This window comes from Skermanella sp. (assembly GCF_059503625.1).
The window spans coordinates 1-11011 of sequence record NZ_JCACHA010000721.1 but is presented as its reverse complement, the minus strand read 5'-3'; the positions used below and the strand labels follow the sequence as shown (position 1 = coordinate 11011).

Annotated in this window: 9 protein-coding genes and 1 pseudogene; 7 read left to right on the top strand and 3 right to left on the bottom strand. The window is 64.5% G+C overall.

The genetic code is table 11. The annotated features are described in order from the left end of the window. Positions 1 to 1860: GumC family protein (locus AC5JJ6_RS24330; protein WP_496044539.1), on the bottom strand; the 1860-nt coding region annotated here is incomplete at its 3' end. 477 nt (positions 1861 to 2337) lie between these two features. Between AC5JJ6_RS24330 and AC5JJ6_RS24325 the strand changes: the two genes are divergently transcribed. From AC5JJ6_RS24325 to AC5JJ6_RS24310, 4 genes are all read left to right on the top strand, one after another. After that, complete coding sequence (locus AC5JJ6_RS24325; protein ID WP_496044538.1) at positions 2338 to 3534, top strand: glycosyltransferase; 1197 nt, start codon at positions 2338 to 2340, stop codon at positions 3532 to 3534. A 23-nt stretch (positions 3535 to 3557) separates the two neighbouring features. Further along, on the top strand, positions 3558 to 4706 hold the full coding sequence (locus AC5JJ6_RS24320; protein ID WP_496044537.1) for a glycosyltransferase: 1149 nt from the start codon (positions 3558 to 3560) through the stop codon (positions 4704 to 4706). Between the two features lie 24 nt (positions 4707 to 4730). Further along, positions 4731 to 5567, top strand: a complete 837-nt coding sequence (locus AC5JJ6_RS24315) for a beta-1,6-N-acetylglucosaminyltransferase (protein ID WP_496044536.1) — start codon at positions 4731 to 4733, stop codon at positions 5565 to 5567. Positions 5568 to 5821: 254 nt separating this feature from the next. Then, a complete protein-coding gene (locus AC5JJ6_RS24310) occupies positions 5822 to 6070 on the top strand; it encodes a hypothetical protein (RefSeq protein WP_496044535.1) in 249 nt (82 codons plus the stop codon). A 76-nt stretch (positions 6071 to 6146) separates the two neighbouring features. On the opposite strand, the gene AC5JJ6_RS24305 is transcribed toward AC5JJ6_RS24310, so the two are convergent. After that, the gene (locus AC5JJ6_RS24305; RefSeq protein ID WP_496044534.1) at positions 6147 to 7694 is read right to left on the bottom strand and encodes a hypothetical protein; all 1548 of its coding nucleotides are present in this window, start codon (positions 7692 to 7694) and stop codon (positions 6147 to 6149) included. Positions 7695 to 7979: 285 nt separating this feature from the next. Next, positions 7980 to 8486 carry an SspB family protein gene (locus tag AC5JJ6_RS24300; protein WP_496044533.1) on the bottom strand — a complete coding sequence of 169 codons (507 nt, stop codon included), beginning with the start codon at positions 8484 to 8486 and terminating at the stop codon, positions 7980 to 7982. A gap of 381 nt (positions 8487 to 8867) precedes the next feature. On the opposite strand from AC5JJ6_RS24300, the gene thyX reads away from it, so the two are divergent. The 3 genes and pseudogenes from thyX to AC5JJ6_RS24285 form a co-directional block, all read left to right on the top strand. Further along, positions 8868 to 9812, top strand: a complete 945-nt coding sequence (thyX, locus tag AC5JJ6_RS24295) for an FAD-dependent thymidylate synthase (RefSeq protein WP_496044532.1) — start codon at positions 8868 to 8870, stop codon at positions 9810 to 9812. A 53-nt stretch (positions 9813 to 9865) separates the two neighbouring features. Further along, positions 9866 to 10840, top strand: coding sequence for an ABC transporter substrate-binding protein (locus AC5JJ6_RS24290; RefSeq protein ID WP_496044531.1), 975 nt, complete (start codon positions 9866 to 9868; stop codon positions 10838 to 10840). Positions 10841 to 10868: 28 nt separating this feature from the next. Continuing rightward, positions 10869 to 11011, top strand: a pseudogene (locus tag AC5JJ6_RS24285) (ABC transporter permease); the annotation flags it as partial.

The following is an 11011-nucleotide window of genomic DNA, read 5'->3' as shown; positions in this document are numbered from 1 at the left end:
GCTGAGGAAGTCGGCGAGGCCGTACTGATTCGGCAGGCTGAGCGACCGGTGGATGTTGGGACGGCGCAAGTCGCAGTCCACGATCAGCACGCGGCGGCCGGCGATGGCGGTCACCCGGGCCAGCGTCGCGACCAGGGCCGACTTGCCCTCGCCCGGAACGGCCGAGGTCAGAAGGACGATGTTGCCGGTGCCCTTGCGCTGGTGGGCGATGATCAGCGAGGTGAACAGGCTCTTGACCGCCTGCGAATAGGCCGATGCCGGCTTGTCCAGGGCGTAGTCCTGCGGCGGCATGCGGCTGAGCCGGTTGCGCTTGACCAGCGGGATCATGCCGAGGGACGGCAAGTGCAGCATGCGCTCGACGTCTTCCTGCGTCTGCATTCCGCGTTCGAGCTGCTCGGCCAGGAAGACCAGCGTCAGGCCCAGGCCGGTCGCCAGGATCAGCGCCACCGCGATGAACAGGGGCTTCTGCGGGAAGGACGGGTTGAGCGGCGAATTGGCGGTAGAGACGATCCACGCGTTCGGCTGCTCCAGATCGACCGACTGGGTTTCCTTCGACCGCGCCAGGAAGTTTTCGAACAGCGCCCGGTTGGCGTCCGCTTCGCGCTGGAGAGCGCGGATCTGGACGTCGGACTGGTTGACGCGGGCCGCTTCCTGTTCGAGCCTGGTCATGGACTGCTCGAGCGACGCGACCCGCTGCTGGGTGACCGCCGCCTGATTGCGGAGAGCGCGGAGGCGGTTGTTGGCTTCGTTGTTGATCTCGTTGCTGACCGAGCTGATCTGGGACTTCAGGTCGACGACCTGCGGGTGGCGCGGACCCAGGTTGTTCAGCAGTTCGGCTTCACGCTGGCGAAGTGTCGTCTCCTGGGCGCGCAGTCCGTTTACCAGGGTGCTGTCGGTCACGTCGAACACCGCCCGGATGCCGCGCGCTTCGACGGCGCTCTCGACGCTGCGGAGCTGCGCCACGGAGGTGCTGTTTTCGGCACGCGCCATGACGAGCTGGGTGTTGAGCTGGGAGAGCTGCTCGTTGACCAGGCCGGCATCGCGGCCCTGGACGACGCCCTGGCTGGCGCGCGCGGTCTCCACCGCCCGCTCCGCCGTCTCGACTTCCTCGCGCAGGCGGGTCAGCCGCTCGGTCAGCCAGGCATTGGCCTTCTGGCGGGCGTCGAACTTTTGTTCGAGCTGCTGCGTGATGTAGAGATTGGCGATGCTGTTCGCCACGCTCGACGCGATCGCGGGGTCCTGCGAGGTGAAGCTGATGTTCAGGACGCGCGACCGTCCTACGCTGGAGACGTTCAGCCGGCTCAGGAACTTTGCCTCGATGGCGGTGCGCAGGCGCGCTTCCGCGGCGGCCGGATCCGGCGTCTCCTCCTCGCCGTCGGAAAGCAGGCTCTTCAGCCACTGGACGGGCGGCAGGTCGCGGAGACTGGGAAGCTTGAAGCTGTCGGCTTCCTGTTCCGCCGCCACCTTCGGGTTGAACTCGGCCAGTCTGTCCAGTCCCAGCTGGGCGATGACGCGCGATGCCAGTTCGTCGGATTGGACGACCTGGATTTCACTTTCGATGGTCGACTGGTCGGCAGGACCGCCGGCGACCAGGGATTCGATATTGATGACGCGCTGCTCGCGCGGGTCCACCATGACCGACGTGGTCGCGGTGAAAAGTGGCGTCAGCATATAGACATTGACGATGCCGATCAGCGTCACAATTCCTATCGTACCGAGCAGCAAATATTTCCGGCGCGACAGGACCATCAGCAAGTCGGCCAGCCCAAGGGTAGGCGCCGTCCTGGACGGGCCCTCCTCGTGGGTGGTCCAATCATGCCGGTCGGTCTCTTGGCGTTCCGGCGTCAAAAGCTTGTTCATCGGTGGTATCCGGTAGTTTTACACGCGCATGCGACATCTCAGGACGAACATTGTCGCCTGAGGCTTTGTTCAGTGGAATGCCGGGTGTCTTCCTATGCGCAGAGCAGACAATGCTAAAAGGTGGTGCATGTTAGCCGTATGGGTTAAAGATCAAAGCCAACGCACAGGAAGACAAGATGCATTACATTTGAGTCTAATTACCACAGTCTATAGTACTCAGCGCTTTGGGAGGCATTTGGATTCTCTTGGCGGTTCTATTATACAGAGATCTTGATGCCAATGTATGGCTGTTACATGGCAAAGGACGTTAGATCGAGAACCATCAATGGGTGCCCACTACGGGTAGGACTTAATTGCCGTGGCGCTCAGGCCAACAACGGTCACCATCCGTCCTATAGTCGGAACTCTTGATTTCCAGCCGCTACGACCGCCTCCCGACCCCCTCGCGATCTTGTGCAACTGTTGCAGTCCTGTTGAATGGCCACTGAAACCATGACGGCTTCCACACCGATGACTCCGAAAATTTGCCTGTTTCTCCAGGATCTTCATGGGGGAGGGGCTGAACGGGTCATGCTGCGTCTGGCGGCCGGAATAGCTGCGCGCTCCTATGCCGTGGATCTCGTCCTGATCAAGCGCGAAGGCGCCTACCTGGACTCGATCCCGCCGGGGGTGCGGCTCGTCGTGCTGAACACGCGCCGGACGCTTAACAGCGTTGCGGCGCTTGCAGGCTACCTTCGCCGTGAACGCCCCGCCGCCATGCTTACGGCGCTGGTCCACGTCAACGTCGGCGCCCTGCTGGCCTCGACGCTGTCGCGGGCACGGACCCGCGTCATCGTGACCGAGCACAGTCAGATCACCCGCAACTTCGCGGCCCTGACGTCGCGGACCGTGAAGCTGGCATACAGGATGGTGCCGCGCGTCTACCCGCTGGCGGCCCGCGTGGTGGCCGTATCGGGCGGCGTCGCCGACGATCTGGCGACGTTCAGCGGCATGGGGCGAGATAACATCAGCGTCATCCATAACGGCATCGTGACGCCCGAACTCTACGCCAGGGCCGCGGAGCCCTGCGATCACCCATGGCTGGCTCCCGGCGAGCCTCCGGTCATCATGGCGGCGGGACGTCTGGCTCCGGTCAAGGACTTCGCGGCCCTGATCCGCGCCTTCGCGGAACTGAGGGCACGCCGCCATGCCCGGCTGCTGATCCTGGGCGAGGGCGAACTGCGCGGCGAGCTTGAGAAGCTGGCATCCGATCTGGGCGTGGCCGACGATGTCGGGATGCCGGGCTTCTATGCCAATCCCTATGCGGTGATGTCGCGCGCGTCGGTCTTCGTCCAGTCTTCGCAGTGGGAAGGCCTGCCGTCCGTTCTGGTCGAGGCGATGGCCTGCGGCACTCCCGTGGTCGCGACCGACTGTCCGGGCGGTACCCGGGAGATCCTGGACGACGGCCGCCTGGGCATGCTGGTGCCGATGAACGACGATCGGGCCATGGCCGACGCCATTCTCCGAACCCTGGACCAGCCGGTCCAGACCAGCGAGATGGCGCGGAAGGTCGAGGAGTTTACCCTTGATCGGGCGGTCGATACCTATCTCGAACTGGCGCTCGGACCCCAGGCCGCCCGCCGGCCCCTGGTCCATCCCCAGATGGCGCAGCCGGAAGCGGGCGTCAATCGATGAGCGGACAGGCGGCGGCAGTGTCCATGACCGGAAGTGAAGCTCGGCGGCTGGTCCTGCTCATCACCCATATGGACCAGGGCGGAGCGCAGGAGGCGCTGCTCCGTCTGGCCCGCGAACTGCGCGCCCGCGGCCATGACGTGGAGACGTGGTTCCTTTACGAGAAGTCGCCGCTCTACCGGAACGAGGACCGCGTCCGGGTCCTGCTGCCCGAAGCGTCACCCGGCGCGTCCGGCTATCTCCGCATCCTTCCCCGCCTGGTCGGCCAATTGAAGGCGCACCGCCCGGATGCCGTGATCAGCTTCCTGCCGCTCGCCAACGGCCTGGGGCAGATCGCGGCCCGGCTGGCCGGGGTCCGCCATCGGGTGGCCTCCCAGCGCAACCCCGGCTGGAGCTATAGTCCGCTGATGCAGCGGCTGGACAAGCTGGCCGGAAGCGTCGGCTGCTACACGGTCAATGTCGGTAACTCCCAGTCCGTGCTGGATAGCTTCGACCGTTATCCGGCCTCGTACCGGCGACGTCTGACGGTCGTCCACAACGGGATCGACTGGCGTCCGTCGGCCCTGGACGCCGCCGCCGCGCGGTCGCGCTTCGGTCTGCCGTCCGGGCAGCCGGTGATCCTGAACATCGGCAGGCTGGCCGAACAGAAGAACCAGGCGCTGCTGCTCCGGGCGCTGGCCGCTATGTCCGCCGGACATCTGGTGCTGGCGGGCGACGGCGAGGACAGGGGCGACCTGGAAGCGGCGTCGGTCCGGCTCGGCATCGCCGACCGGGTGAGTTTCCTGGGCGAGGTCAAGCGGGCCGATATCCCGGACCTGCTTCGTGCCGCCGACATCTTCGCGATGCCGACCCGGTACGAGGGACAGAGCAACGCCTTGCTTGAGGCGATGCATGCCGGGCTGGCGATCGTGTCCAGCGACATCCCGGCCCAGGCGGAAACGCTCGGCGGTCCCGGCCCGGACGCCGCGGGGGAACTGCTGCCCCTCGATGGCGACGGTGCCTGGATCGCGGTGCTGGAAACTCTGGTAAGCGATGCCGGGCGCCGCGCCGCCCTGGCCGAGCGGGCGCGGGTTCGGGCTCAGTTGTTCACCGCCGGGCGGATGGCGGACGGTTTCGAGCGTCTTATCGTTCCCACTTCCCAGGAAGGCCGGCTCTACCGGCCCCAACCGGGCTGAGACTTCGCGGAGTTCCCAGGCTTGATGTCCCTTGCTTACATCATCACCGCCTATAAGCAGCCGTCGCAGTTCGCCCGGCTGATGGACGCGCTCTGGCATCCCGACGATCACTTCGCCGTCCATGTCGATGCCAAGACTCCCCCCGAGGTCCACCGGGAGTTCGTTCTGGCCGCCAGGGGCCGCGGCAATATCGAGTTCGTCCCGCCGGTTTCGGTCGTGTGGGGCGGATTCGGCCTCTGCCAAGCCGAATGGAATGCGCTGAATGCCCTGATCCGCCGCCCCGGCTGGACTCACATGATGAACATCACGGCTCAGGATTTTCCGCTCCGGACGCGTGAGCGGATGATCGAGGAGCTGCGCTCCGAACCGGGCGTCAACCACATGCGGGTTCTGCCGCTGGCCGACAGCAAACCCCATTTCCGCCGGCGGTTCCACTGGGTCTGCGTCGAGGCCGGCGGCAAGCTGCGGCGTCTTCCGCTCCCCTATCCCAAGCCGCGCGGGTTCCGGAACGACTGGATCGGCGACGGCTGGCATATCCTGACGCGGGAGTTCTGCGAGTGGGCCGTGACGGCGCCGGTGGCCCAGGACTGCCTGCGCTGGTTCCGCCGCGTCAAGCATCCTCACGAGTCCTGGTATCAGGCCATGATGATGGCGAGCCCCTTCGCCGGCACGGTCGATGCCGACAACAAGCGCTTGATCAAGTGGGTGCCCAATTCCGGCAATCCACGGGTCCTGACATCGTCCGACCTGCCGGAACTGGAATCGTCGTCGGCCTTCTTTGCCCGAAAGTTCGACGAAACGGTCGATGCCGAGGTGCTGGACCGGCTGGCCTTACGGCTGCGCGGGTCGATGGCCGCCTGAAGCCGGGGCGGAACAGGGCCTCGTCCAGCTTTCCTTGACGGTGTCCACACCGTTGGACCGACAGGTTGACGATCCGGCTGCTATTTCACCCGGCATGGACGGGCTGGACCCGGAAAACCGCAGGAGTCCGCCACGGCGGGCTTTCCCATAGTGGTTACTCCGGAAGTGGCACGGCCCTTGCTGATAAGGAAAGCACTGGCGGAGAAGCTGCCGGTTGACGCGATACAAACACCTTATCAGGTCGGGAGATTCACATGAGCACGCATGTTGGCATTGAGCAGAGCGGCAAGTCTGGCGGCGAAGCGGTTGGTTTCTCGGGTTCGTCCTCGATGGGCCTCGGCGGCGATGCCTCCGGGATGGCTTCGGCCGGCGGTCTCGGCTTCAGCAGCGCCGGCGCGGAAGCCGCTGGCGGCAACGCCCTCTCGGGTTCGAACGCTGCCGGCGCCCTGGGCGGCGACGTGAGCGACAACACCCAGATCGGCTCGATCTCCATCAATTCCTGATGGGCGATCCCGGTTTCGGGAGATGCGGAAAGGCGCGGCTTCGACAGCCGCGCCTTTTCCGTTTCCGGATACCGCGTCAGGAGATGGCGGGCCGGCGGCCGGCAGCATAATCCGTGCCGGCTGCCGTACGCGGCGCCAGCGCCTTTACGCGGACCCAATCGGCGGCGAAGATCCACGAAACCGCGATGCAGGGCCAGATCGGCACCAGATAGCGCACTCCGCCGACATCGCCGAGAGCGGTCATGCTGATCGTACCGGCATAGAGGATCGCCGAAGAGCCGATGATCTGAAGATCCAGGCCGATCGGCCGGCGGCGGACCGCGGTTACGACCATCACCAGGATGCCGCCGATCCCGATGACGTAGAAGCCGTAGTAGATCACCCGGAACGCCACGACCGTGGCCGTTCCGCGCTGGGCGTCGCCGATGCCGACCTCCATCTTGAGCCGGCGGGGGCCGGATTCATATTCCCAATTCTCGTCGCCGTCATAGGGCCAGGGCGCCAGCCGCTCGACATCGGCGCGGGCGGCGTCCGCTTCGGCCGGAGTCATGATCGGTGCGAGAGTGACCAGCGCCATGAACTCGCGCCACGACAATTCCAGATATCCCGCCCTGTCCTTGGATACGACGGCGCTGGCGATATCGCGAACGTACAGTTCGCGCTCCCAGCCGTCCGCATGGTCGTACCGGTCCCGATACATCGGGAACAGGACCCCGAAGCGCAGGTAGTTGACATAGGTCTGCGAAATCAGCGTCCTTGCCCGGTCGTTCTCCATCTGGTCGAGACGGCTGACGACCGGCTCCATGATGCGGGCAAGCTCGGACACCGGTTCTTCCAAGGGCGTGCCGGCAAATTCGCCGGCATGCTTCGGCGCCAGCAGCATCGCCTTGCCGAGCAGGCCGGTGCCATGGTTGCTGTTGGTGCCCGTGAAGCCGTGAACCGTGTAGTTGACCGCATAGATGGAGCCGTAGCTGACCAGAACAGTCAGTACGAAGGCGCCGGCCATCCGCGCCAGGCTGACCCGAAGCGCCAGCCACGAATAAAGCCCGATGACGATCAGGAAGGGCAGGTAAACCTGACCCGCCGGCCTGATGATGATGTTGAGCGCCGCAACGGCGCAGATCAGGACGAACCAGGATACGCGCCGGGTCCGGTAGAACTGGATCAGCGCGCCCAGCGCTACCATCGCCGACGAGGTCACGAGAGATTCGGTGACGGCGATGTAGTTGTAGATCGTCGTCACGATGTTGCCGTACAGCAGCACGGTCAAAGCCAGCGTCAGGACCAGCGAGCGCGTCGCTTTCAGCACCACCAGGGCCAGAAAGACGCTGGAGCCGAAGAAGATCAGCGTCTGGACGGTCACGGTGCTGGTCCGGACATCAGCGATCGACGACATCAGCATCAGGAACGAGGGATAGCCGAAGACCCGGAGAGGCGAGAAGGCGAGGTAATCACGGGTATCCGCCGCGATTACCTCCCGCTTGCCCATCAGCAGGTATGTCATGGCTGCGGTGAGAACCAGCGCCAGGACGATAACCGCGGCGCGGCCCCAAGGACTGCTTGCCAGCTTGGCGTCCAGGTTGAAGAATCTCGTCAGCAGGCTCGGACGGTCGGAGTGCCGCATGTCAGCTTTCACAACATCGTTCTTGGCGGGATCGTACTTATTTCAGGAGAGGATCGTTCATGACGAAGCCGGAGTCCTGTCCGCGAATCCGTAACTGCTGCAACGCAACATTGAAAGCTGATTCCGCCAGTCGAGCCAACTCTCAAGGGCCACGCCTAACGGGTTAACGCCGACGCCCACATGCCCAGAAGGAGATCAGGCTGTCTCGGGCATGACAACAAACGGGAACGCAAAAGGGGCGCCGTCGATGACGGCGCCCTTTGACGATGCCCGGATCTGGACTGGTTATTTCTTGCGGAAAGCGTCCAAAGCCACGACCTGACCGGTCTTGCCCTCTTCCGCGGGCTTGGGGCTGCCGAGCTTGGCGGCGTGCTGGGCAGCTTCCTCGGTGACCTCGGCCTCGATCTCTTCGACGCTCGACGGTCCGTCCTGTGCGCCAAGCGGCTGGAACTGGAGCGCGAAGTTGACCGAAGGGTCGGCAAAAGTGGTGATCGCCGCGAAGGGGACGACCAGACGCTCATGCATGTTGTTGAAGCTCAGCGTGACGCCGAATTTTTCCTCGTCCACCTCCAGACCGTAGAACTGGTACTGGAGCACGATCGTCATTTCGCTGGGATACTGCCCGCGAAGATAATCGGGGATATGAACGTCCGGATCGTGCGTGCGGAAGGTCAAATAGAAATGATGGTTGCCGGGAAGACCCCGTTCACCCGCTTGGCGCAAAGCCTCGCGGACCACGCCACGCAAGGCGTTTTCAACCATTTTGTCGTATCTGAGGTACTCGGTAGGCATTCCAGGCGCCGCCTCAACCTAATTAATCAGTGTAAGATACCACTTGATAATCGAGTGGAATCAAAATCCAACGGGAAGCTTCCGCCACTTGATGCCTCCATACGCCAAAGCCGCAGACCACGGCTTGAAAGCAGGCTTGGTGGAGGCACCGGGTACCGCTCCCGGTTCCGCTGCGCCTACTTCGTATGACGCGTACGGTCACAGCCGGGTTCTACTCGGCATCTGGAATATAGGCATTTCGATGGCGGTGCGAAAGAGCCTGATTGCCGCAAGGTCTATATTTCTGAAGAGACGATGCGCCATCTTAATCTACGGCCCGGCTCTGGTCTAAGCGGCGGTGGAGCGCTAAAGTGCCGCCGGACTTTGCAAGCCGGGGACACCATGCCGCTCACTCCAGAGCAACGCGACGAAATCGATCAGCAGCGCAGCAATCCGGTTCAGACCAGACGGGCGACCGTACCGGCGCTGGAGGAAATCCTGTACGAGGCGTTTCCAGCGCTCGACCACGGCTTCGTGCGCGTGATCGACTACATGGGCGACGACGGGGCGGTGGTCCAGGCGGCTCGGGTATCGTACGGCCGAGGCACCAAGAAGGTTAGCGAGGACGCCGGCCTGATCCGCTATCTGATGCGGCACTGGCACTCGACGCCGTTCGAGATGTGCGAAATCAAATATCACGTCAAGTTGCCGATCTTCGTCGCAAGGCAGTGGATCAGGCACAGGACGGCCAACGTCAACGAATACTCGGCGCGCTATTCGATCCTCGACAAGGAATTCTATATCCCTGCGCCCGAGCACCTGTCCGCTCAGAGCGAGATCAACCGGCAGGGCCGCGGCGACGTGCTTCAGGGCGACGAAGCGGCCCGCGTGCTCGATCTGCTGCGGGAGGATTCCGAGCGGGCGTATCGCGGCTATGCCGAGATGCTGAATCAGGACGACCAGGGTGCGGCGCTCGACCCCAACCGCTCCGGACTGGCGCGTGAACTGGCCCGGATGAACCTGTCGCTGAACTATTATACCCAGTGGTACTGGAAGGTGGATCTGCACAACCTGATGCATTTCCTGCGGCTGCGCGCCGACAGCCATGCCCAGTACGAGATCCGGGTCTATGCCGACATCATGATCGACATCCTGCAACGCTGGGTGCCGATGACGTATGAGGCCTTCAGGGATTACCGCCTGGGCGGTACCCATCTGTCCGCGACCGGCCTTGCCATCGTGAAGCGTATGCTGGCGGGCGAAGCCGTGGTTCAGGCCGATAGCGGCCTGAGCAAGCGCGAATGGCGTGAACTGATGGAGCAGCTCGGCCGTTCGCCGGAGGCGTGACGGCCAATCCGGTTGCCGGCACGATTCCGGGACCGGAGTTGGAGAGAGAAGCAATGAAGAAGATGACCCGCATGGCGGGGGCCGTCCTGGCTCTGGTCGGGCTGAGTGCTACAGCCGTCCTGGCGCAGGCCCGTGACGCCACCGTCGCCGTGACAGCCATTGTCGAGCATCCGGCGCTGGACGCTACGCGCGACGGCATCCGGGACGAACTGGCGGCGCAGGGCTGGAAGCCCGGCGAGAACCTGCGGTTCGAGTATCAGAGCGCCCAGGGCAACCCTGGAACGGCTGTTCAGATCGCCCGACAGTTCGTGGGGCAGGGACCCGACGTGATCGTCCCGATCTCGACGCCGTCGGCCCAGGCCGTCGTCTCGGCGGCCCGCGACATTCCGGTCGTGTTCACTGCCGTCACCGATCCGCTCGGCGCACAGCTCGTCCGTAACCTCGATAAGCCCGGCCGAAACGTCACCGGCCTGTCGGACCTGTCGCCGATCGCCGACCATCTGGCGCTGATCCGGGAGGTCCTGCCCGAGGCGAAGCGTCTCGGCGTGCCGTACAATCCGGGCGAGCCCAATTCCGCCACCCTGATCGAGATCATCAAGAAGCTGGCGCCGGAGCGCGGCTTCACCGTCGTCGAGGCGCCCGCCACCAAGTCGTCGGACGTCCAGGGCGCCGCGCGCGGCTTGGTCGGCAGGGTGGACGCGATCTATGTGCCGACCGACAACACGATCGTCTCCGCCTTGGAGGCCCTGCTGATCGTCGGCGCGCAGAACAAGCTGCCGGTCTTCAGCGGCGATACCGACAGCGTCCAGCGCGGCACGATCGCGACCATCGGGTTCAACTACTATCAGGTCGGACGTCAGACCGGCGAGATCGTCGCCCGCGTGCTCAAGGGCGAGAAGCCGGGCGACATCCCGGTGCGCACGGCGCAGGGCACCGACCTGCACGTCAACCCGAAGGCGGCGCAGGCGATGGGCGTCACCATCCCGGAAGCCGTGGTCGCGCGGGCGTCGAAGGTGATCGGGCAGTGACGGTCCGTCATCGGGTGGAGTACGGGGCATGAGCGCCGTAGCCCTGCTGGGTGCGGCGGAACTGGGGCTGGTCTTCGCCCTGGTGGCGCTGGGCGTGTTCATCTCCTTCCGCATCCTGGATTTCCCCGACCTGACGGTGGACGGCAGCTTCCCGCTGGGCGCCGCCGTCGC

Coding starts and splice junctions, on each gene's coding strand:
- AC5JJ6_RS24325 (WP_496044538.1), top strand. CDS start 2,338: ATGGCCACTGAAACCATGACGGCTTCCACACCGATGACTCCGAAAATT.
- AC5JJ6_RS24320 (WP_496044537.1), top strand. CDS start 3,558: ATGACCGGAAGTGAAGCTCGGCGGCTGGTCCTGCTCATCACCCATATG.
- AC5JJ6_RS24315 (WP_496044536.1), top strand. CDS start 4,731: ATGTCCCTTGCTTACATCATCACCGCCTATAAGCAGCCGTCGCAGTTC.
- AC5JJ6_RS24310 (WP_496044535.1), top strand. CDS start 5,822: ATGAGCACGCATGTTGGCATTGAGCAGAGCGGCAAGTCTGGCGGCGAA.
- AC5JJ6_RS24305 (WP_496044534.1), bottom strand. CDS start 7,694: ATGCGGCACTCCGACCGTCCGAGCCTGCTGACGAGATTCTTCAACCTG.
- AC5JJ6_RS24300 (WP_496044533.1), bottom strand. CDS start 8,486: ATGCCTACCGAGTACCTCAGATACGACAAAATGGTTGAAAACGCCTTG.
- thyX (WP_496044532.1), top strand. CDS start 8,868: ATGCCGCTCACTCCAGAGCAACGCGACGAAATCGATCAGCAGCGCAGC.
- AC5JJ6_RS24290 (WP_496044531.1), top strand. CDS start 9,866: ATGAAGAAGATGACCCGCATGGCGGGGGCCGTCCTGGCTCTGGTCGGG.